The sequence below is a fragment of the Legionella sp. 227 genome, from assembly GCF_043161935.1.
Classification (GTDB): domain Bacteria; phylum Pseudomonadota; class Gammaproteobacteria; order Legionellales; family Legionellaceae; genus Legionella; species Legionella sheltonii.
In genome coordinates, this window is record NZ_CP171154.1 from 2,690,398 (window position 1) to 2,710,165 (window position 19,768).

Consider the following 19,768-nt stretch of genomic DNA (forward strand, 5'->3'; position numbering starts at 1 on the left):
CAAAGCTATGTTCCTAAATATCTTCTAACTGTACCGGCCAAAGATGATAAAAATGATGTACTGGACCATTTCCAAGGCCAACACTTTTCTCTTTTGCTGCGTTTATGGCATGGAATAAATAATTCTTTGCAATGCGACATGATGCAATTAAATCTATGTTTTGAGCAAGACAGGCCGTTATTGCAGCGGAAAGGGTACAGCCAGTTCCATGAGTGTTTTTGGAATGAATCCTTGGGCTTCTAAACCAATGAACGTCTCTATTTGTTCCAATTAATAAATCATTCGACTCCTGAGATGACAGATGTCCCCCTTTGAGTAAAACATATTTAGGACCAAAATCGAGTAATTTGTTTCCAACATCCAACATTTCTTCTTCATTGTTTGCGTGCAGCCCTGTAAATGTAGCCGCTTCCGGAAGATTCGGTGTAATTAACGTAGCAAGTGGCATCAGTTGATTTATTAATGAACTTACGGCTTCAGGTAATAATAAAGGATCACCACTTTTAGCAACAGTTACAGGATCAATAACAATAGGAATATCTATTGCTCTTTTTTTAAGGAATGAAGAGACCAACTCGATGATTTCGCTGTTAAAGAGCATACCAATTTTTATGCTGTCGGGTTTAATGTCATCAAATAGAGCATGAAGCTGATCGTCTATGGCTTGTAATGGAATACTGTAGCAGCGTCTGACACCATGGGTGTTTTGTACTGGTAAGGCAGTAAGAACAGTCATCCCATAACATCCAAATGCCGAAAAGGTTTTTAGATCTGCTTGAATTCCTGCGCCACCAGAACCATCAAATCCTGCTATAGATAAAGCTTTATAGTGCATCTTGCGATACTCTCTCAATTGTTTGTGACATTAATGACCAGTCAGGATGAAATAAATTATCGATAAATACCTGTTTGAATGCGGCAGGCCCTTTTACTTGTTCATGAGCCAATTGTCCGCATAAACTAAAATATGCAGTTGCTTGCAGTGCTGCTTGAAAATAATCAGAATGACAGGCAATGAATGCGCTAAGAACGGCAGTCATCGTACAACCCATTCCAGTAATCAGTGGCATAAAGCTAGAACCAAATGGCAGTATTTTGTGATCCACTCCATTGGTTATAAAGTCTTCGGGGCCGCTAATCACAACTGTTTTTTGTGATTGCGCCAGCACTTGAGCACTTTGGATTGCGCCAGTCACAGGATCAGCGCTTTCAACCCCCTTTGTCGCCCCATTTGAACCCGCTAATGAGATGATTTCACTGGCATTCCCTCTAACAACTTGGGCATAAGGAAGTAATCTCATTGCCGAAGAAGTACGGAGCTTACTTGCACCAGCACCCACAGGATCTAGAATTAATGGTTTACCTATAGCGTGTGCAACTTGAGCTGCAAATAAGGCTCGCTCCATAAAGGCATCATCTAGAGTACCTATGTTGACATATACAGCTTGACTAAGATTGGTTAATTCTTCAATTTCGGCTTCAGACTCAGACATGAGGGGAGCAGCGCCTAAAGCCAAAAGACTATTCGCCATAAAATCCATGGTGACGTAATTGGTTAGGCAAAGTATTAATGGTTTTTGCTTCTTTAATAAATTGATAGTAGATTGTATCTGATCGAGCATGTAAGTTCCTGATGGCTATACTTCACGGAATAACAGAAGCCGCGAAGTATATATCGGAAGCTTACCAAGCTGCAATTTTCTCTTCTGGTCTCAATGAGCATTCTTCTGATATAGAACCGTCATTACATACAACGAGCCCTGTAATGCTATAAGTAGTTACAGGTCCGCCTTTCCATAAGCAGCAACCCCGAAAGAGTTGTAAATCCATTACAGCATGTGGTGTGCAATAACATGTAGAGTAAAAACCATTTTTACAAACAAGTCGTCCAGCTGAAGAGTCACAATAACTAATTCCGCCCATATTACTGCAACAGCCATCTATATAAAATTTAGTTCCTTGGGCCGCATGTGCGGGTGAGATCAGAATACATAATATACTTGCATAGAAAAAAGCTTTAAGTGAGTGCATCTTGATTTCTCGAGTTATTTTTCTTTTTATCTCTTTAGAATAACATAGGGCCTGTTTACATTTCTACTATCTTGGCCAACCTGGGTCTGAAATGACTTGAAAATAATTGGGGTAAAGTCCAAATAGGTAGCTGACTGCTAAACCGGCGAGAAGACCAAACAAATGGGATTCCCAAGAGATGCCTTTTTCTTTGGGGAAAATACCAAAAAAAATACCAGCAAAATAGTAGATACTGATGATTCCCAAGATTATGGTAGTTAAAGTACCCTTTTGATAGATATTACTCACTAAAAAACCCCAATAACCGGTAATAAGGCCACTGGCCCCTACATGTAAGCCAGGTTTGGCAAAGCACCAAATAGCAATCCCACTTAAAATGGTAATCATTACCGTAACCACTAGAAAATAGTTAAGTCCGTTGATCAAAATGAAATTGCTTAAAACCACTAAAGGAATTGAATTAAAAAAAATGTGATTGAAATTTGCATGCAGGAGTGGGGCAAATAGGATACCAGGCAGGCCGCGGATATGTCTTGGGATGATACCTAGAAATAATATTTTTCTATAGACTAGGCTTACCAAAAAGAAAAGCCAGGGTATTAACAAAATAATTTCCAATATAGGAATGTTATTTTTTGTTTGGCTTATAATGAAATCCAGACTATTGTTTAATTCTTCAAGCATTTTTACGTATCCGTTTACGCCCATGTACCGAAAGGCAGTATTTGGCACATTGGCGCGAAAAGAAGCATCAGAAGCCCCACATATGGATGTATGTTAGGTTTCCTCAGTATCGTTTACGCGCAACCAGGGTTCAAATCCAACCTTTCACCAAAATTCAAGAATCCCTCCTGGGCAGATACTTTTTACTCGTTGATTTGCGTGATTTCGCAAGTTAAATTACCTTGTGCCAAGAGTATCTCGATTGAGTCGCCAATAGTTACTTGCTGACTGGAAAACAAAACCTTATTTTCTTTCGTTGCAATTGCATATCCTCTATCCAGTGTAGCCAAGGGGCTGACTGCATGCAAGGTAGACAGTTGGGTTCTTAATTGATATTTAAGTTGATTTATTTTATTTTGCATGTGTTGGATTAACTGCAAAGTAATTTTTTGTAACAGCATCTGGGTTTGTTTGATTTGTGTTTTGGGGTTTTTAGCATTCAGATGATTGATGCACAGTTGCAATTGATGTGTTTTTCGTTTGATAAGATACACCATATGAGCAATTAATTGCCGTTCCAGATAATCGGAAGTTTGCCAGTAACTAGCAATCGCTTTTTGTGGCGATGATATCTTGTCGATTAAATGCTGGAGTTTAATTTGGTATTTTTGCAAAAAACGATGCGTTGCTTCATGCATTCGTGAGATAGAGTGATTTAATAATTTAACCAATTCATTACAATCAGGGGTTACCGCTGTAGCGGCAGCGGTAGGTGTTTCTGCCCTGTAATCCGATACAAAGTCAGCAATTGTAAAATCTGTTTCATGCCCTATCCCAGATACGACAGGGATTGAGCTCCTTGCAATATGGCGCGCTAATTGCTCGTCATTAAACGCCCAAAGATCTTCAATACTTCCTCCGCCACGAGCAAGAAGAAGTACATCACATCGCTGTTCCTTATTCGCCAGTTCTAATGCATTAATCAATTGTTGTGCCGCACCAGCACCTTGTACTTCACTGGGATAGATTATGACTTTAGCTAAGGGGAATCGGCGAGCAAGAGTGGATAGTATATCGCGAATTGCAGCCCCAGTGGTTGAAGTGATTACTCCGATGATACGAGGCATGACCGGAATGGGTCTCTTTTTTGTGGTGTCAAATAAACCTTCTAAGGCGAGCTTATTTTTTAACGCTTCAAAACGTTGATAGAGTGCACCAAGACCTGCTTCGGTAATTTGTTCCACGATCAATTGATAATCGCCACGTGCTTCATAAAGGCTCAATCTTCCACTGGCAACTATATGCTGGCCATCGGTAAGTTTATGCGCACTGACATGGCGGTTTTTAAAGTAAACACAACGGATTTGGGCGTTGCTGTCTTTTAGGGTAAAATAAAAATGTCCTGAGGAGGGTTTACTCAAATTAGAAACTTCTCCTTCAACGTCAACTATTCCCAGTTCATTTTCAAGATAGCTTTTAACTTGTCGGTTGAGCTGAGTTACTGTAAGAATTTTGTTTTGTTTTTCCATGATAAGTTAAAATTATCCCATAAAAATGACAAAGAAATAGAAAACAATCCTTTTGGTTTAAATTTTAAACATAACAAAAGTATTCCATCTTTAAGATGCAGAGTAACAAAATTCATTGTAGACTTACAGCACGAAAGAGTGAACTTCATGCATAAGCCATCTTGGCAAACCTTCTAAGAATAGGCTATGATCTTTTCTCTAAAAAATAAGAATAAAAATAAAATGAACTCTTTCTTCAAAAATAGAAAATTAGGTATTTTCTGCTCATTTTTGTTTTTCCTCATCACCATGAGTATGACGGGTTGTGTTGACTTATCAGGTGGCAGGGCTTCTGAGAAAAAACCAATACCAAAGATCGCTCAATCTGTGGTCCATCAACCTACATCTCCGAAATCAACGAAACAAGTGAACACAGTAAAGGCGAGTAAAACCCAATCCTATCGGGGTGAAGTACATACGATGTTAGGTGGCCTTGGACTTTTTAGTACGGGTATGCGAACACTCAGTGGTACTGTTGTTGAGGAATGTAATATACCAGCTCCCAGTAATATGTGGTACAACGCTGGTAATGTAACGCGTTCTATTGTTTCTTATTATCAAAAACATAAGATGCATCGACCTATTATTCTAGTAGGGCATTCTTTGGGTGCTAATGAGCAAATTAAAGTAGCGCGTAATCTTGATAAAGCAGGCATTCCAGTGGATTTACTCGTTACTGTAGATGCAGTGTCTCAAACAATTGTACCTCCAAATGTGAAGCATGCGATGAATTTTTACAAACCTGGTTTTGTTCCCATGTTTAGTGGTTTAAAACTCAGGGCAGTAAATCCAGAAAAAACCCGTATTGACAATATCAATGTCGCTACGATAAAAGGAATTCAAGTGAATCATTTCACGATTGATAAAGATCCTGTGGTTCAAGCAATGATAATGGATGAAGTGAAAAAGGTGTTGAGTAATGCAAATAAAGCAAAAGGGTAAAAAAGATTGTCCTCGTGTCTGCGTTATTGGAGCAGGTCCAAGTGGGCTTGCTGCAATTAAAAATTTGCAAGAACAGGGAATAACTGATATCACCGTCTTCGAAAAAAATAATCAGATCGGTGGTAACTGGATCTATGATGAAGATAATAATCATTCCAGTGTTTATGAAACCACACATATTATCAGTTCTAAGCGGTGGTCGGAGTTTGAGGATTTTCCTATGCCGGCGCACTTTCCTGATTATCCAGCACATGCCTTGGTTTTAGATTATTTCAAAAGTTATGCTGAACATTTTGATTTGATTAAGTACATCCGTTTTAATACCAATGTTGTAAAGGTACAACATACCGATCATCATCAATGGAACGTTATTTTTGAAAACGATCAAGGTACTCATGAAGAGTGTTTCGATTATTTGTTGGTTGCTAATGGCCATCATTGGGACCCTTTCATGCCAGAATATCCAGGTACATTCTCTGGACAAGTACTCCATTCACATCAATATAAAAAAGCCTCAGTATTTAAAGATCAACGTGTTTTGGTAGTTGGAGGAGGAAATTCTGCTTGTGATATCGCCGTAGAGATAGCGCGTATTTCACCTAAAACCTGTATTAGTATGCGTAGAGGCTATAATATTTTTCCTAAATTTGTATTTGGTAAGCCGACTGATGATGCTGTGGCTAAAATCAGATGGATGCCTTCATGGTTAAGGCAGAAAGTTTTGAGCTTTTTTATTCGTATTCTTCAAGGTCGATATGCCAAGTATAAATTAATGAAGCCTGATTGTGGTCCTTTAGAAATTCACCCAACCATTAATTCAGAATTGCTCTATTTCATTAGGCATGGAGAAATTTTTCCTCGCCCTGGAATTACTCATTTTGAAGGAAATCGAGTTTATTTTACTCATGGCAATTATGAAGAGTTTGATACAGTAATTTTTGCGACAGGGTACAAAATCAGTTTCCCATTTCTTGATAAAGAAATTGCAGACTTTAGTAACTCAACCAAAATACCCCTTTATAGAAAAATGATGCATCCAGACTATGATAATTTATATTTTATTGGTTTGTGTCAGCCTCAAGGGTGTATTTGGCCTCTTGCGGATTACCAATCAAAAATAGTTGCACGTATTATTATGGGTACTTTAAATCGACCTGATAAATTGCACGAAAAAATTATTCAAGAAATGGATAAACCCCATTATCGATTTAAATCGCATATACGACATGCCGTAGAAGTGGATTATCATAAATTCCGCCAAGAGTTATTGGATATGCTGGAAGCTTAAGAGGTTTTTTTGTAGCCTGGCTGTAGTGCACGCTCTGCTCTCCCGAGCATAGCGAGGCATGTCCATGTTTGTAGCACAGCACGCAGGTTGGGCTTTGGTCCATCAAAACAGCCATCATACGACTTGATGTGTTGGGCCAAGGTCCAACACAACTGTTCAAACCTATTTGTCAATAGAGGCTAATAAAACCAAGTTACTTTTACACCACCATGGATATTGGGGCCCATGCGCAGGACCCAGGTTACATTTTAATGCCGAGACTCTTGCCGCTTAATGAGCGCGCACATTAGTTTTTCAATATTAGTAACATGTGGCTTTTCTTGAAGTATCATTGCCTGAGTCCGTTCTTCACAATATCCTTTTACTTCTTTATCTGGAAAAATATAGAACTTTTTTTGTTCCACTTCATGAACGATGTGTTCTGCTATATCAACTGCAGATCGAGAATGCGATAAAAGTGACTTTAATGCTTCATGAAAAGAGGAGTTTGTATTGGTTGTATGAGATAAAAGTGCTGTATCTGTAAAAGATGGAAAAACCACTGAGACATCCACTGGCTTGTTCAGGCGTACTAAATCAAAATACAAAGACTCAGATAAAGCAAGTACCGCATGTTTTGACATCGCATAAGAAGCTGTTTGTGATCCAGTACACAAAGCATATAAACTCGCTACGTTAATGATATGTGAATGAACCGTTTGACGAAATAAGAAAGGAGTAAATGCCTGAATGATATGAATCATCCCATATAGATTAACCTCCATAACCTTTTGGATATGTTCAGGACATAAGTCCCAAAGAGGTGCTAATTGTCCTATAATACCCGCGTTATTATAGATCCAATCAACACGTTCCAACTGCTCCTCAATCTGCTTTACCAACTGCGCTACTTCATTCGGTTGAGTCACATCACAAGGAATTTCCAGAATTTTTTCTGGGAATTGGGATAATAGTCGCTCAGCCTCTTGTTTGAGTTTAATGCCGTCTTTATCCACCATAACTACAGTGTTGCCTCGTTGTAAATTGACTTCGCTTAACGCTAAGCCAATTCCATTTGCAGCTCCGGTGATTACAGCTACTTTCATTTTGTTTCCTTTTGCTATAATGTTTTATAAATAATACAAACATAAGGATGCTATTTTGAAAAACGGTGACGAAATACCAGAACCTTATGAGTATCCTGATGAGCCTAATGAGTATCCATCAGAACCAGAGCCCTATGAGCCAGATACTCCTGGAACTCCTGAGCCCGAGCCTTCACAGCCTTCTGAGCCAAATTGGGAGTAGCTTTTGTATCCTGCCCCATCTACCGAAAGGCTGTATTTGACTCAATTCCAACCTTTCACCAAGATTCAGGGCATATACTCCCTAAGCGAGCGAAAACATTGTGTAGCCTGGGTGCAGCGATAGCGAAAACCAGGATACGGTGCTTACGCCTTTAGCGATTACCATTTAGTTAAGTGAAGCTCCCTTCTCCCCGTGGGGAGAAGGTGCCCATTAGGGCGGATGAGGGTAATTGATTCGGTTAATGGACCCTCAGCCCGACCCCTTTCCCACAAAGGGGAGAGGGGATATTTCCTCGTCTTTATCCAGACATAGCGCCCTATACTCTATTAGTTCCCCTTTATAAGCTGATCTAAGGCTTTCCCTATGTCTTTAGCCCTCATTAAACTTTCTCCAATAAGAAATGTATTAATTCCGTGAGACTGCATCAAATTGATATCTGTATGTGTATTAATGCCACTTTCAGTAATGGTTATTCTGTCTTGAGGAATGTATTGTTTTAACTGGATGCTGAGTTGAATGTCTGTCTTAAACGTATGAAGGCTACGATTATTAATGCCTATTAAAGGCGTAGGCAAACGCAGTGCGCGTTCCAGTTCTTCTTTGCTATGACTTTCTACCAGTACTGCCATTTGCAGTTCATGCGCTAATTGGCAAAAATCAGCGAGTTGGGCATCATCAAGTAAGGCAACAATCAGTAAGATACAATCGGCGCCTAATGCAAGGCTTTCATAAATTTGATAGGGATCGATGATAAAGTCTTTACGGAGTATCGGTAATTTGCAATGATTTTTTGCTTGAGCTAAATAATCAGGGTGACCCTGAAAAAAATCAACGTCAGTAAGAACAGAAAGGCAACGTGCACCATGTTGTGCATAGATTGTTGCAATCTCTTCGACATTAAAATCTTCTCTGATTAACCCTTTGCTAGGGGAGGCGCGTTTAATTTCTGCAATAATTGCCGGGGCTTGATCTTCGGTTAGCGCAGCAACGAAATCACGTCGATCCATAATGGGTTGTTGTCCTAATGAATTTAACGGCTTGTTTTTTTGAGCCAGAGCAACTTCTTCCTGCTTACGTTCAGCAATACGTTGTAATACACTATTCATGATGCGATTCTTTATTTAAAGTTTGAGTGAGTTGACTAAGTTGAGTAAAACATTGATTGGCTTTTCCGCTATCTATTGCGATCTTAGCTTGCTCTAATGCCTCTGCAAAAGAGGTATTTTCGTCAGCGCAGTAAATCGCTGCAGCGGAATTTAATAAAACCATATCACGTGCTGCTCCTTGTTTTCCAGAAAATACATCTTGAATAAATTCTAAACTTTGACGTGGTGAATCAACAATCACCTCATCTAAAGAATGGCGCTCTATGCCATAGTTTTCTGGACTAATTATCCAATGATTAAAAGTTCCTTCCCGATATTCAATTACATCTGTAGGTGCTGCGATACTGATTTCATCTAATCCATCTTGAGAGCTGACTACTAAAGCGCGTTCACTTCCCAAATGAGCAAGAACTGCAGCTAAAGGTTTTTGCCATGCTGTTGAAAATACACCTACGACTTGTTTCTTTACACGAGCTGGGTTAATTAAGGGGCCTAGTAAATTGAACAAAGTTCGAATACCCAAGTGTTGTCGTGCAGTTCGTGCGTATTGCATGGCAGGGTGGTAGTGGGGTGCAAATAAAAATGCCAAACCGCATTGTTGGATACAAGTTTGTACTTGATTATCGGTAAGAGTCAAACTGAAACCTGCCTGTTCTAGTAGGTCGGCACTACCACTACGACTCGAAACAGAGCGATTTCCATGTTTTGCTACGGGAAAACCTGCTGCTGCCACTACAAAGCTGCAGGCCGTAGATACATTAAATGTATTTTTCCCATCACCACCTGTGCCAACTATATCAATCAGATTCGAACCGAGGTTTATAGGATGAGCCAATTGCTGCATGACCTCCGCTGCAGCGATTAATTCCTCTGTAGTTTCACCCTTCATCCGCATGAGCGCTAAAAAAGTTGCGATTTGTGCATCACTATATTCCCCTGACATACACGCATGAATGACTGTATGCATTTGTTCTGGGCTTAAGTTTTTTTTAGCGATCAGGTGTTCAAACAGGAGATTGGGTTTCATATTGTAAAAAATTCTCTAATAATTGCAGGCCATACTGGCTTAATATTGCTTCTGGATGGAATTGTAGACCAAAAACAGGGTATTGACGATGTGAAATCGCCATAATTGTATCATTAGCCCAGGCATCGATAGAGAGGCATTCTGGGAGACTGTCTTTTTCTACTGCTAATGAATGATAGCGGGTTGCTTTGAAGTGATTTGGAATATTTTTAAAAATTCCACTCTGGTTATGTTCTATGGTTGATGTTCTTCCATGCATTATTTCTGGTGCAGGTATTATTTGACCCCCAAAAACTTGAGCAATACTTTGGTGTCCAAGGCAAATACCTAATACAGGGATAGTTTGATAAAATGTGCGAATAGCTTCCATTGAAATCCCTGCATCATTTGGCGCTTTGGGACCTGGTGAGATAACCAAATGGTCCGGAGCAAGGTCCTTTATTTGGCTTATATTTATTTGATCATGCGTATAAACTAACACTTCCTGGTCGAGACACTGAAAATATTGTACCAGGTTGTAGGTAAATGAGTCATAATTGTCGATAATGAGTAGCATATTAAATCAAAATGTTAGTCAATTATGTAGACCGCTGCAGTGGCAGCGGAATTCGGTTTTATTTGGTCATCCCGGGTATACGAAGGGATGACGGGTTCCAAGTTACAATGTAAATTCTTCGCCTAAATATACAGCTCTGACTTGTTGATTGGCCAGTATAATCTCCGGGTTTCCTTCACACAAGATTTTTCCTTGGCTCACAATATAGGCTCGTTCGCATATATCTAGGGTTTCTCTTACATTGTGATCAGTGATTAAAACGCCTATGCCTTTATTACACAAATGTTGAATGATTTTTTTAATATCAAGAACGGAAATAGGATCGACTCCGGCAAAAGGTTCATCAAGAAGGATGAAGGAAGGTTCTATAGCAAGAGCTCTTGCAATTTCTACACGTCGTCTTTCTCCTCCAGATAAAGCCATACCTAGGCTTTTTTCTAAATGCGTAATGTGAAATTCTTGAAGTAATAAATCCAGCTTTTCTTCGCGAGCTTGTTCGTTTAAATCCGCTCTAAGCTCCAAAATAGCCATGATATTCTCCGCAACGGTAAGTTTACGGAAAACAGACGCTTCTTGAGGAAGATAACTGATACCTAAACGTGCTCTTTGATGCATGGCACTTGCAGTGATGTCTTGGTCAGATAAGAAAATTTGTCCCTCATCGCATGATTGCAAGCCAACGATCATATAAAAACAGGTTGTTTTTCCGGCACCATTAGGACCGAGTAAGCCAACACACTCACCTTGTTTAATATGGATGCTGATGCCATTAACCACTGTTCGCGATTTAAAAGATTTTTTTAGATTTCGCGCTTCAAGGATGTTCATGATGGTTTCTTTTCTGGATGATAAATAATAGTTATTCTTTGGTTTTTGTTACCCTGAGACAAAACGTGCTGTTTTTCAGTATCATAACTTATTTTTGCAGCAGAAAAAGAGTTTTCTCCTTGTTCTACTCGAGCATTTCCTATTAACTCAATTAAATGACGTAAGGGATAATATCGAATAGTATCTGCATAGGCATGCACCGGTGGCTTCTTGGGATCTGTTGTCGTCCAATAATGGGCTTGTTTTCCGCTAATTCCGCTAGCTATAGCCACAACGAGTTGATTTTTTTCATTTCCTAGAGTCACTGCTTTGGCTGCATGCAGATTTGTTGTTCCTTGTACTAATTCAACATTGCCAGTATAAATCCCTTTATGCTCTTGTTGACTGAGATCCGCTGTATCAGCCATGACATGCATTATTTTCTCTTTATCCTCTGTCAGAGCATGGACGATAGAAGAGAGAAGCATTAAAAGAAGGATTAGACTGTAGTTAACCATTCGCTGGAACATAACTGCCTCTTGCCTGGTGAAGTAATTCTACTCTTTTTTCATCAAGGTAAGCATTCATTCCAGTCGATTGAATGATGTTCCCTGGTTGTTCATAGGTCACGAGCACATCGGAACTGGCCTTCTTTTCTTTAGGGAAATAAGTTACTTCTTCTGTTCTTAGAGTACTTTCTTGTGAATTATTTCCTTTTTGCTGACGTACTATAACATTACCTGTAAAAGTAATTCGTTTGCAACCTTCAAATGATTTAGCTTTTTTTGAACTAATATCCCAAGGGGCTTGCTCTTCCTGACTTACTATAATATGTGGTGTTTGAAACAAATAAATATTGCCATTTTGAATATGCTGCATGAGGGGGGCTGTGAGTATGTTGGCAAGCATCCCTTGTTGATTAAACTGACGCACTGTAACATTAGAAATAGTCGTATCTACCGAATTCGCTAAAGTATCTCTATCCAGACGAATCATTGTCGTTGAGCGGCTGCCATAATACCATCCTGAGCAGGCTAGGAGAATCAAAGTAAAAAAAAGCCACATGAGTTGTTTTGCTGCATTCATTTTTTTAGATAACCTGCTATAGCCAAGTCCATTTTATTCTGTGCTTTGAGAATAAGGTCGCATAATTCGCGTACTGCCCCACGGCCTCCCGTTAGCGTTGTCTGCCACATGGCAATTTCTTTAATTTGATGTACTGCATTAGCAACTGCGACACTAAAACCGACTTGTTGCATAATTGGTGCATCAGGAAGATCATCGCCAATATAAGCAAAATGTTCATCTTGAAGATTTAATTTCTCTTTTAGTTGCTTGTATGTCTCTTGTTTATCGAACTGATCTTTATAATAGTGAACAATACCTAGTTGCTGCATTCTATGATCTACAACTGCATTGCGCGAGCCCGTAATAACCGCTACTTCGATTCCAGCAGTCATGAGTAATTTTAAGCCCACTCCATCATGAATGTGGAATGTTTTTAGTTCATTAAAGTGGTTATCGATATATAAGAGACCATCAGTAAGAACGCCATCCAAATCACAAATAAGGCATTTAACGTTTTTGGCTCGCTCAATTAATTTATTCATTTAAAAAACACCTGCTTTTAATAAATCATGGAGATGAAGAACGGCTGTTGGTCGCTTTTCGTCATCAATGACAATTAGTGAAGTAATACAGTGTTTTTGCATAATTGCCAAAGCTTCTGCGGCAAGCATTCCCTTAGGAATTGTCCGTGCATTACGAGTCATGACCTCTTTAATTGGCGTAGTATTGATATCATATTGACGAGTTAAAGTCCTCCGAACGTCTCCATCGGTGTAGACTCCAACGAGATAGCCTTTATTATCAATAATACACGTCATACCCAATTTTTTATCGGTTACTTCAATTAATGCTTCACTCACCGTTGCATTTTCATGAACAAGTGGGAGTTGGTCTCCATGATGGCAGAGTTCATCAATACGTAATAAAAGTCGTTTGCCCAGAGAACCTCCGGGGTGTGATAATGCAAAATCTTCTTCACTAAATCCTCTGGCCTGTAGAAGAGCAATCGCCAATGCATCACCCATAACTAAAGCAACAGTAGTGCTGGTTGTAGGCGCAAGGCCAAGTGGGCATGCCTCCTGCTTAATACTGACATCTAGATTCACATCCGCTGCTTTTGCTAAGGTAGACTCAGAATTCCCGGTCAAAGTAATTAAAGGAACTTCCATGCGCTTTAATAAAGGAAGCAGGGTGACCAATTCTAAGGTATTGCCTGAATGAGAAATGGCGATCACGGTATCTTGTCGAGTAATCATGCCGAGATCTCCATGGCTTGCTTCGCCAGGGTGCATGAAAAAAGAAGGGCTTCCGGTACTGGATAAGGTGGCAGCGATTTTATTCGCGATATGACCTGATTTTCCCATACCAGTTACTACAATCCGTCCCTTGCAAGCAAGTAATAGTTCGCACGCTTTTTCAAATCGGTTATCAATTCTTTGGGATAATTCAAAGACAGCTTGTGCTTCGGTCTCAATAACAGCAAGTCCAAGTGTACAAAAATTCATAGGTCATTCGATGTTTTTTGTTTATTTTTCATTCTAACAAAAAAACATTTGAATAAATAGGATTAGATACTTCATTTTTTTTCGATAGGGTATGTATATCCAAGATATTTTAAAATGCTATTTTTAGCTTAGCATTTTTATGTATCTTGGGTATACTTCTACTTTTGGCTATAACCGGAAAAGTGAGAATGCCTGAAAATTGGGTCGAAATCAAAAATCTTAGCTTCACACGCGAGAGCCGTTGCATTTTCAATGGAATTGATATGGTGGTCAAGCGAGGTAAGATTACTGCAATTATGGGGCCTAGTGGTTCTGGAAAAACCACTTTATTACAGTTAATTGGAGCCCAGCTAAAACCTGATAGTGGTTTGATTCATGTCAATGGTCAAAATGTGCACCAATTGTCTCGTAAGGCTTTGTATGACGCAAGGCGAAACATGGGCTTACTTTTTCAAAGTTCTGCTTTATTCACTGATCTTTCTGTATTTGATAATGTAGCCTTCCCATTGCGTGAGCATACATTATTAAATGAATCCATGTTACGAGACATCGTATTGATGAAATTAGAAGCGGTGGGACTGCGGGGTGCTTCAAATCTGATGCCTGATCAATTGTCAGGAGGAATGGCCCGACGAGTTGCTTTAGCGCGTACAATTGCTCTGGATCCCGAACTGATGATGTATGATGAGCCGTTTACTGGCCAGGATCCAATTTCTCTTGGTGTTTTAGTCCGTTTGATCAAACGGTTAAATGAATTACTGCATACTACAACAATTATCGTGTCGCATGATGTTGAAGAAACCTGTTCTATAGCAGATTATATTTATCTTATTTCTGGTGGAAAAATTATAGGACAAGGCACTCCCGAGGAACTTATACAATCATCAGAGCCTCAAATTAAACAATTCATGCATGGTGAAGCGGATGGAGTGGTTCCTTTTCACTATCCTGCCAGATCCTATTTAGAGGAGCTATTAGATGCTTGAGTTCATCACGCGTATCGGTAATCGTAGTTCACGAATTTTGCAAGACCTGGGAACTTCCGGCTTATTTTTGTTTTTAATGTTGTTCAGACGACCTGGCATTGCAAGGCTCTGGCCCTTGCTACGCTATCAAATTTATTTCGTGGGCGTTTTGTCGTGTTTGATTATTGTTGTTTCTGCATTATTTATTGGGATGGTTGTCGGTTTACAAGGTTATAATACGTTGCAAAAATTTGGTGCTTCAAGCCAATTAGGGCAGTTATTGGCCTTAAGTATCTCAAGAGAGCTTGGACCGGTAATTAGTGCTTTGTTGTTTGCGGGGCGTGCCGGTTCCGCTTTAACTGCTGAGATTGGTTTGATGAAAGCAACAGAACAATTGTCCAGTATGGATATGATGGGTGTTGACCCTTTGGGTAGGGTTATTTATCCTCGTTTTATTGCAGGCTTTATTACCTTGCCGCTTTTAGCCGTAATTTTTTCAGCTGTAGCGATTTTTGGTGGTTATTTTATTGGGGTGCACTGGTTAGGTGTCGATGCAGGAAGTTTTTGGTCCAACATGCAAGCAGCTGTGGATTTCCGTATTGATGTACTCAGTGGTATCATTAAAAGTTTAGTTTTTGCTTTTGTTGTAACCTGGATTTCTGTATTCCAGGGTTTTGAATGTGTTCCTACTGCAGAAGGTATTAGTCAGGCGACGACTAAAACAGTTGTTTATTCATCGCTTGCTGTATTAGGGCTTGATTTTTTGTTGACCGCAATGATGATTGGAGATTGGTAAATGAGTAAGCAACGTTATGTAGATTTTAGTGTTGGGCTATTTATGTTGCTTGGTATATTGGCTTTATTGGTCATGACAATGAAGGTGAGCAATCTTTCTAGTTTTATGGCGCATGACAGTTATGATGTAACAGCTGATTTTACCGATATTGGTGGTTTAAAAGTACGTGCGCCTGTAACTGTAGCAGGAGTTAAAATTGGAGAGGTAACTCATATTGAGTTACAACCCGGGGAACTCAATGCCAAGGTCACTATGCGCTTACGTAGCGATAAAAAAATCCCTTACGACGATGCTTCGGCACGAATTTTGACCGAGGGTTTGCTTGGTTCCAATTATATTAGTATCGTTCCTGGTTTTGAGGATGAGGACAATAAAGATCATCCTTATTTGCAAAATGGAGACGTGATTGGAAAAACACAAGAAGCGATTATTCTTGAAAATTTAATTGGTCAACTACTCTTTAACATTAAAAAATAAGGTCAGAGACATGAGAATAATAAAAACAATTTTATTAGTTGTCAGCGTCATTTTATCCCCTGTAATGCATGCGTCGCAAAACTCTCCTATACCTATGCTGGAGCAAACTGCGAATAACATCATCGCTACACTCAAAGAAAATAAGTCTAGTTTGAAAAATAATCCTGATGTCATTTATAAGGCGGTAGAAACGAACTTGCTCCCTATTGTTGATGTAACGGGGATGTCACGCTCGGTTTTGGGAAGACAAGCATGGAGTAAGGCAACAGATACGCAAAGAACGCAATTTTCAAAAGCGTTCACGCGTCTCGTAATTCGTACGTATTCCAGTCCTTTAGCACAGTATAGCGATGAAAGCGTACAATTTTTGCCTTTAAGAGGGTCATTGAACTCTCGTTTTTTGCGGGTTAATAGCATTATTGTACGTGCTGAAGGTCAAAATATCCCTTTGTCTTATAGCCTTGTTGCAAAAAATGGTCAGTGGAAGATTTATGATATTAGCGTTGAAGGGGTAAGCTTACTGCAAAGTTTCCGATCACAGTTTGCAGCAGCATTACAAAACTCCAGTATTGATGAAGTCATCAAGCTAATGGATAAAAAGCAACTTAAAAGGGCGTCATAATTGTGAGTACAGTGTATTTTAAACCCGGCGTCGATCTTTCATTTAAGTCTGTTGTTGCAGTGCGAGCAAAGATCTATCACGCTTTGATGGAAGATAAAAGTGGCAAATTTGGCTTAGATTTAAGTGATGTGAAGCATTGTGATAGTGCTGGTTTAGCTTTACTTATCGAGGCCAGGAAATTATGTAAAAAAAATAATAAGGTATTTGAAATTATTGGAATTCCTGCTGAAACTCAATCCTTAGCTGAGTTTTGTGGTGTGAAAGGTATTTTGGAGGCCGTATAAATTTTGATGATTCAGTAGTAATACTGAATTTTTTGGAAAATGGTTACTTTTTGAGAATTATAAATTGTAGCCTGGGTGATGCTTAGCGTAACCCGGGTTTTCTTTTTTTATTTCGGACGATAAAGCATCGCAGAAAGCATATGCCGTCCTCGACAAATTTGTTACCAAAAGTTGTATTTATTTCTATTTGTGGGCTAATTTTAATGATAAGTAATGAAGAAATTGAACAAAAATTTAAAGCCATTGATGATGTTTCCTACATCAAAGTGGAGGGGGATGGTTATCAATATCAGATAACTGTAGTAAGTGATGTCTTTTTAAATAAATCCAAAGTAGCAAGACAGCAGTGGGTCTATGCCCAGCTGAAAGAGTTAATTACTTCTGGCAAGCTGCACGCGATTAGCATGAAGACGTGGACCAAAGAAGAATGGGGGAAGCAACATGGATAAATTATTAATTAACGGTGGTAAGGCACTGAATGGTGAAGTTGTCATTTCAGGAGCAAAGAATGCAGCTTTACCTATTATGGCGGCAAGCTTGCTTGCTCGAGATCATGTGACCATTTCCAATGTTCCTCATCTCAAAGACATAACGACAATGATGGAGTTATTAGGTCAACTAGGGGCTCATTTAATCGTTGATGAAAAGATGAATGTGCAGGTTGATGCCAGCCAAGTGAATGAATTTGTTGCCCCCTATGATTTAGTCAAAACAATGCGCGCTTCAATTTTAGTATTGGGCCCCTTGCTCGCTCGATTTGGTAAAGCGGATGTCTCTTTACCGGGAGGATGCGCTATTGGGACAAGACCTGTTGATTTGCATTTAAAAGCCTTAAAAACTATGGGCGCTGATATCACAGTAAAAAATGGTTATATTAATGCCCGTTGTAGACGTGGTCGTTTGCAAGGGAAGCGTTTAATGTTTGATACCGTTACGGTGACTGGTACTGAAAACGTACTCATGGCCGCTACCTTGGCTGAAGGGACCACCATAATCAAGAATGCGGCACGTGAGCCTGAGGTGGTTGATCTTGCTAATTTTCTAATTCAAATGGGTGCAAAAATTTCTGGGGCCGGAACTTCAATCATTGAAGTTGAAGGAGTGGAATCTCTTTCAGGAGGCACTTATTCAGTAATGTCTGATCGGATTGAAGCGGGTACTTATTTGGCAGCTGGTGCTCTAACCCGAGGTCATGTGACTGTAAAACGCGTACGTCCTGACACCTTATTATCGCAATTGTGTAAGTTTGAAGAGGCAGGCGCTGAATTAACCATAGGGGAGGATTGGGTAAGTCTTAATATGCACAATCAACGTCCTCAGGCAGTAAATATTTCTACTGCACCTTATCCTGCGTTTGCAACAGACATGCAGGCTCAATTTATGGCGATGAATTCCGTAGCGGCTGGTACTTCAACGATTGTAGAAACGATATTTGAAAATCGTTTTATGCACGTACAAGAGCTACAACGCATGGGAGCACAGATTCAACTCAATGGAAACACCGCAATAATTAATGGGGTTGAAAAATTAACCGGCGCACCTGTGATGGCAACGGATCTACGTGCATCAGCCAGTTTGATTTTGGCTGGATTAGTTGCGGAAGGTGAAACCTCGGTTGAGCGTATTTATCATGTGGATAGAGGTTACGAGCGTATCGAAGAAAAATTATCTTTATTAGGTGCTGACATCAAGCGAGTTTCTGACCGGTGATTACTAAAGAAGAACTATCGCTATACCTGCATCAATTGTTAGAGTGTGACCGATATAATGATTATGCTCCAAACGGAATGCAGGTTGAAGGCAAAGAACATATTAAACGAATTTGTACTGCGGTGACGGCTTCTGAGGATGCAATTTCTCAGGCAATTGCGTGGAGTGCGGATGCATTGTTGGTTCACCATGGCTACTTTTGGCGTGGTGAAGCGTCAATGATTATTGGAATGAAACGCCAACGGATTTATAAATTATTGTGCAATGAATTAAATTTATTTGCATACCATCTTCCTTTAGATTGTCATCCTGAGCTTGGAAATAATGCGTGTTTGGCTAAATTATTTGAAGTGGATTTAGTGCATACGCATCGTGCAGGAAATACGGATAATCTACTATGGTCTGGAAAGTTAAATCAAACCATGAAACCGACAGAATTTACTGAGTATTTGGCAAAAAAATTACAACGCGATCCTTTGTTGATCTGTGGTGGAGAAAAGCCAATTACTCACATTGCCTGGTGTAGTGGGGGAGCACAAGATTTTATTGAGGATGCCTATCGTTTAGGTGTTGATGCGTATATTAGTGGAGAAATATCGGAGCGGACGTATTATCAAGCAAAAGAATTAGGCATTCATTATTATTCTTGTGGACATCATGCAACAGAACGTTACGGGATTCAGGCCTTAGGGAATCATCTCTCCTCACAATTTGAGTTAGAACATCTATTCATTGATAGTGATAATCCTGTTTAAATACTAATAATACTGAAAAAATAGTCTGGTGGCGGAAAGCCTACCAATAATTTCTAGATTAAAGTCCAGTGAGGTTTTAAATCACCCAATGTCATGGGCACATGCTCACCGATCTGAAAGCTCGGTGGACTGCGATTGAGATCTATGCTTGCTTATTGTGTGTGACAATCTCATAATGAGTATTGGAAAGAATAGGAAATCAGCCTTCATGCCCATAATTTTATCAGCTTAACTAGTTATCAAAAAAAAAGCATTATTGAAAAACGAGTGAAATGAAATGTGCTACATTTAATAAATCAATAGTGATTTAC

Annotated in this window: 25 protein-coding genes; 11 read left to right on the plus strand and 14 right to left on the minus strand. The window is 39.5% G+C overall.

The genetic code is table 11. From position 1 onward, the window contains the following. Positions 1-13: 13 nt before the first annotated feature. The 5 genes from thiD to xseA form a co-directional block, all read right to left on the minus strand. Positions 14-835, minus strand: coding sequence for a bifunctional hydroxymethylpyrimidine kinase/phosphomethylpyrimidine kinase (gene thiD, locus ACF8MK_RS11670; RefSeq protein WP_392536807.1), 822 nt, complete (start codon positions 833-835; stop codon positions 14-16). After that, on the minus strand, positions 825-1,622 hold the full coding sequence (gene thiM / locus ACF8MK_RS11675) for a hydroxyethylthiazole kinase (RefSeq protein WP_392536808.1): 798 nt from the start codon (positions 1,620-1,622) through the stop codon (positions 825-827). The genes thiD and thiM overlap by 11 nt, the downstream gene beginning before the upstream one ends. A 61-nt stretch (positions 1,623-1,683) precedes the next feature. After that, on the minus strand, positions 1,684-2,031 hold the full coding sequence (locus tag ACF8MK_RS11680; protein ID WP_392536809.1) for a neurogenic locus notch: 348 nt from the start codon (positions 2,029-2,031) through the stop codon (positions 1,684-1,686). 66 nt (positions 2,032-2,097) lie between these two features. Beyond that, positions 2,098-2,715: a rhomboid family intramembrane serine protease gene (locus ACF8MK_RS11685; RefSeq protein ID WP_392536810.1), complete on the minus strand. Its 618-nt coding sequence runs from the start codon at positions 2,713-2,715 to the stop codon at positions 2,098-2,100. 182 nt (positions 2,716-2,897) lie between these two features. Then, on the minus strand, positions 2,898-4,223 hold the full coding sequence (gene xseA, locus ACF8MK_RS11690) for an exodeoxyribonuclease VII large subunit (protein ID WP_392536811.1): 1,326 nt from the start codon (positions 4,221-4,223) through the stop codon (positions 2,898-2,900). A 222-nt stretch (positions 4,224-4,445) separates the two neighbouring features. Here xseA and ACF8MK_RS11695 point away from each other — a divergent pair, with 222 nt between their 5' ends. Then, a complete protein-coding gene (locus tag ACF8MK_RS11695) occupies positions 4,446-5,204 on the plus strand; it encodes a hypothetical protein (protein ID WP_392536812.1) in 759 nt (252 codons plus the stop codon). Beyond that, positions 5,182-6,492, plus strand: coding sequence for a flavin-containing monooxygenase (locus ACF8MK_RS11700; RefSeq protein WP_392536813.1), 1,311 nt, complete (start codon positions 5,182-5,184; stop codon positions 6,490-6,492). Before ACF8MK_RS11695 ends, ACF8MK_RS11700 begins: the two co-directional genes overlap by 23 nt. 248 nt (positions 6,493-6,740) lie before the next feature. Here the strand turns inward: ACF8MK_RS11700 and ACF8MK_RS11705 are convergent, their stop codons facing one another. Then, positions 6,741-7,577, minus strand: a complete 837-nt coding sequence (locus ACF8MK_RS11705; protein ID WP_392536814.1) for an SDR family NAD(P)-dependent oxidoreductase — start codon at positions 7,575-7,577, stop codon at positions 6,741-6,743. A 55-nt stretch (positions 7,578-7,632) separates the two neighbouring features. Here ACF8MK_RS11705 and ACF8MK_RS11710 point away from each other — a divergent pair, with 55 nt between their 5' ends. Beyond that, positions 7,633-7,779, plus strand: a complete 147-nt coding sequence (locus ACF8MK_RS11710; protein ID WP_265704610.1) for a hypothetical protein — start codon at positions 7,633-7,635, stop codon at positions 7,777-7,779. A 326-nt stretch (positions 7,780-8,105) separates the two neighbouring features. Here the strand turns inward: ACF8MK_RS11710 and trpC are convergent, their stop codons facing one another. The 8 genes from trpC to ACF8MK_RS11750 all read right to left on the minus strand — a co-directional run bounded on the left by trpC (position 8,106) and on the right by ACF8MK_RS11750 (position 13,848). Further along, positions 8,106-8,885 carry an indole-3-glycerol phosphate synthase TrpC gene (gene trpC, locus ACF8MK_RS11715; protein WP_392536815.1) on the minus strand — a complete coding sequence of 260 codons (780 nt, stop codon included), beginning with the start codon at positions 8,883-8,885 and terminating at the stop codon, positions 8,106-8,108. Next, positions 8,878-9,912, minus strand: a complete 1,035-nt coding sequence (trpD, locus tag ACF8MK_RS11720; protein ID WP_392536816.1) for an anthranilate phosphoribosyltransferase — start codon at positions 9,910-9,912, stop codon at positions 8,878-8,880. Before trpD ends, trpC begins: the two co-directional genes overlap by 8 nt. Next, positions 9,890-10,468 carry an anthranilate synthase component II gene (locus tag ACF8MK_RS11725; RefSeq protein ID WP_392536817.1) on the minus strand — a complete coding sequence of 193 codons (579 nt, stop codon included), beginning with the start codon at positions 10,466-10,468 and terminating at the stop codon, positions 9,890-9,892. The genes trpD and ACF8MK_RS11725 overlap by 23 nt, the downstream gene beginning before the upstream one ends. A gap of 102 nt (positions 10,469-10,570) precedes the next feature. Further along, entirely contained in the window at positions 10,571-11,296 is a 726-nt protein-coding gene (lptB, locus tag ACF8MK_RS11730) for an LPS export ABC transporter ATP-binding protein (RefSeq protein WP_392536818.1), read from the minus strand. Further along, complete coding sequence (gene lptA, locus ACF8MK_RS11735) at positions 11,293-11,805, minus strand: lipopolysaccharide transport periplasmic protein LptA (protein ID WP_392536819.1); 513 nt, start codon at positions 11,803-11,805, stop codon at positions 11,293-11,295. The genes lptB and lptA overlap by 4 nt, the downstream gene beginning before the upstream one ends. Further along, the gene (lptC, locus tag ACF8MK_RS11740) at positions 11,786-12,361 is read right to left on the minus strand and encodes an LPS export ABC transporter periplasmic protein LptC (protein ID WP_392536820.1); all 576 of its coding nucleotides are present in this window, start codon (positions 12,359-12,361) and stop codon (positions 11,786-11,788) included. The genes lptA and lptC overlap by 20 nt, the downstream gene beginning before the upstream one ends. Continuing rightward, complete coding sequence (kdsC, locus tag ACF8MK_RS11745; protein ID WP_392536821.1) at positions 12,358-12,885, minus strand: 3-deoxy-manno-octulosonate-8-phosphatase KdsC; 528 nt, start codon at positions 12,883-12,885, stop codon at positions 12,358-12,360. Before kdsC ends, lptC begins: the two co-directional genes overlap by 4 nt. Continuing rightward, positions 12,886-13,848, minus strand: a complete 963-nt coding sequence (locus ACF8MK_RS11750) for a KpsF/GutQ family sugar-phosphate isomerase (RefSeq protein WP_265704618.1) — start codon at positions 13,846-13,848, stop codon at positions 12,886-12,888. A gap of 188 nt (positions 13,849-14,036) precedes the next feature. On the opposite strand from ACF8MK_RS11750, the gene ACF8MK_RS11755 reads away from it, so the two are divergent. The 8 genes from ACF8MK_RS11755 (at position 14,037) to ACF8MK_RS11790 (ending at position 19,457) form a co-directional block, all read left to right on the plus strand. Continuing rightward, positions 14,037-14,834: an ATP-binding cassette domain-containing protein gene (locus ACF8MK_RS11755; RefSeq protein WP_265704619.1), complete on the plus strand. Its 798-nt coding sequence runs from the start codon at positions 14,037-14,039 to the stop codon at positions 14,832-14,834. Beyond that, a complete protein-coding gene (gene mlaE, locus ACF8MK_RS11760; protein ID WP_392536822.1) occupies positions 14,827-15,609 on the plus strand; it encodes a lipid asymmetry maintenance ABC transporter permease subunit MlaE in 783 nt (260 codons plus the stop codon). Before ACF8MK_RS11755 ends, mlaE begins: the two co-directional genes overlap by 8 nt. Beyond that, the gene (mlaD, locus tag ACF8MK_RS11765) at positions 15,610-16,086 is read left to right on the plus strand and encodes an outer membrane lipid asymmetry maintenance protein MlaD (protein ID WP_265704621.1); all 477 of its coding nucleotides are present in this window, start codon (positions 15,610-15,612) and stop codon (positions 16,084-16,086) included. Positions 16,087-16,096: 10 nt separating this feature from the next. Beyond that, entirely contained in the window at positions 16,097-16,708 is a 612-nt protein-coding gene (locus ACF8MK_RS11770) for a phospholipid-binding protein MlaC (RefSeq protein ID WP_392536823.1), read from the plus strand. Between the two features lie 2 nt (positions 16,709-16,710). Beyond that, positions 16,711-16,992 carry a lipid asymmetry maintenance protein MlaB gene (locus ACF8MK_RS11775; protein WP_265704623.1) on the plus strand — a complete coding sequence of 94 codons (282 nt, stop codon included), beginning with the start codon at positions 16,711-16,713 and terminating at the stop codon, positions 16,990-16,992. A 203-nt stretch (positions 16,993-17,195) separates the two neighbouring features. Continuing rightward, positions 17,196-17,441, plus strand: a complete 246-nt coding sequence (locus ACF8MK_RS11780) for a BolA family protein (RefSeq protein ID WP_028380130.1) — start codon at positions 17,196-17,198, stop codon at positions 17,439-17,441. Further along, positions 17,434-18,702, plus strand: coding sequence for a UDP-N-acetylglucosamine 1-carboxyvinyltransferase (murA, locus tag ACF8MK_RS11785; RefSeq protein ID WP_265704624.1), 1,269 nt, complete (start codon positions 17,434-17,436; stop codon positions 18,700-18,702). The genes ACF8MK_RS11780 and murA overlap by 8 nt, the downstream gene beginning before the upstream one ends. Beyond that, on the plus strand, positions 18,699-19,457 hold the full coding sequence (locus tag ACF8MK_RS11790; RefSeq protein WP_392536824.1) for a Nif3-like dinuclear metal center hexameric protein: 759 nt from the start codon (positions 18,699-18,701) through the stop codon (positions 19,455-19,457). Before murA ends, ACF8MK_RS11790 begins: the two co-directional genes overlap by 4 nt. Positions 19,458-19,768 lie beyond the last annotated feature (311 nt).

What these genes read in the sequence shown, in the direction of transcription:
- mlaD (WP_265704621.1), top strand. Translation starts at nt 15,610, where the DNA reads ATGAGTAAGCAACGTTATGTAGATTTTAGTGTTGGGCTATTTATGTTG.
- ACF8MK_RS11770 (WP_392536823.1), top strand. Translation starts at nt 16,097, where the DNA reads ATGAGAATAATAAAAACAATTTTATTAGTTGTCAGCGTCATTTTATCC.
- ACF8MK_RS11705 (WP_392536814.1), bottom strand. Translation starts at nt 7,577, where the DNA reads ATGAAAGTAGCTGTAATCACCGGAGCTGCAAATGGAATTGGCTTAGCG.
- xseA (WP_392536811.1), bottom strand. Translation starts at nt 4,223, where the DNA reads ATGGAAAAACAAAACAAAATTCTTACAGTAACTCAGCTCAACCGACAA.
- trpC (WP_392536815.1), bottom strand. Translation starts at nt 8,885, where the DNA reads ATGAATAGTGTATTACAACGTATTGCTGAACGTAAGCAGGAAGAAGTT.
- mlaE (WP_392536822.1), top strand. Translation starts at nt 14,827, where the DNA reads ATGCTTGAGTTCATCACGCGTATCGGTAATCGTAGTTCACGAATTTTG.
- kdsC (WP_392536821.1), bottom strand. Translation starts at nt 12,885, where the DNA reads ATGAATAAATTAATTGAGCGAGCCAAAAACGTTAAATGCCTTATTTGT.
- trpD (WP_392536816.1), bottom strand. Translation starts at nt 9,912, where the DNA reads ATGAAACCCAATCTCCTGTTTGAACACCTGATCGCTAAAAAAAACTTA.
- thiD (WP_392536807.1), bottom strand. Translation starts at nt 835, where the DNA reads ATGCACTATAAAGCTTTATCTATAGCAGGATTTGATGGTTCTGGTGGC.
- lptC (WP_392536820.1), bottom strand. Translation starts at nt 12,361, where the DNA reads ATGAATGCAGCAAAACAACTCATGTGGCTTTTTTTTACTTTGATTCTC.
- ACF8MK_RS11780 (WP_028380130.1), top strand. Translation starts at nt 17,196, where the DNA reads ATGATAAGTAATGAAGAAATTGAACAAAAATTTAAAGCCATTGATGAT.
- lptA (WP_392536819.1), bottom strand. Translation starts at nt 11,805, where the DNA reads ATGTTCCAGCGAATGGTTAACTACAGTCTAATCCTTCTTTTAATGCTT.
- murA (WP_265704624.1), top strand. Translation starts at nt 17,434, where the DNA reads ATGGATAAATTATTAATTAACGGTGGTAAGGCACTGAATGGTGAAGTT.
- ACF8MK_RS11750 (WP_265704618.1), bottom strand. Translation starts at nt 13,848, where the DNA reads ATGAATTTTTGTACACTTGGACTTGCTGTTATTGAGACCGAAGCACAA.
- ACF8MK_RS11680 (WP_392536809.1), bottom strand. Translation starts at nt 2,031, where the DNA reads ATGCACTCACTTAAAGCTTTTTTCTATGCAAGTATATTATGTATTCTG.
- ACF8MK_RS11755 (WP_265704619.1), top strand. Translation starts at nt 14,037, where the DNA reads ATGCCTGAAAATTGGGTCGAAATCAAAAATCTTAGCTTCACACGCGAG.
- lptB (WP_392536818.1), bottom strand. Translation starts at nt 11,296, where the DNA reads ATGAACATCCTTGAAGCGCGAAATCTAAAAAAATCTTTTAAATCGCGA.
- ACF8MK_RS11685 (WP_392536810.1), bottom strand. Translation starts at nt 2,715, where the DNA reads ATGCTTGAAGAATTAAACAATAGTCTGGATTTCATTATAAGCCAAACA.
- ACF8MK_RS11700 (WP_392536813.1), top strand. Translation starts at nt 5,182, where the DNA reads ATGCAAATAAAGCAAAAGGGTAAAAAAGATTGTCCTCGTGTCTGCGTT.
- ACF8MK_RS11695 (WP_392536812.1), top strand. Translation starts at nt 4,446, where the DNA reads ATGAACTCTTTCTTCAAAAATAGAAAATTAGGTATTTTCTGCTCATTT.
- thiM (WP_392536808.1), bottom strand. Translation starts at nt 1,622, where the DNA reads ATGCTCGATCAGATACAATCTACTATCAATTTATTAAAGAAGCAAAAA.
- ACF8MK_RS11725 (WP_392536817.1), bottom strand. Translation starts at nt 10,468, where the DNA reads ATGCTACTCATTATCGACAATTATGACTCATTTACCTACAACCTGGTA.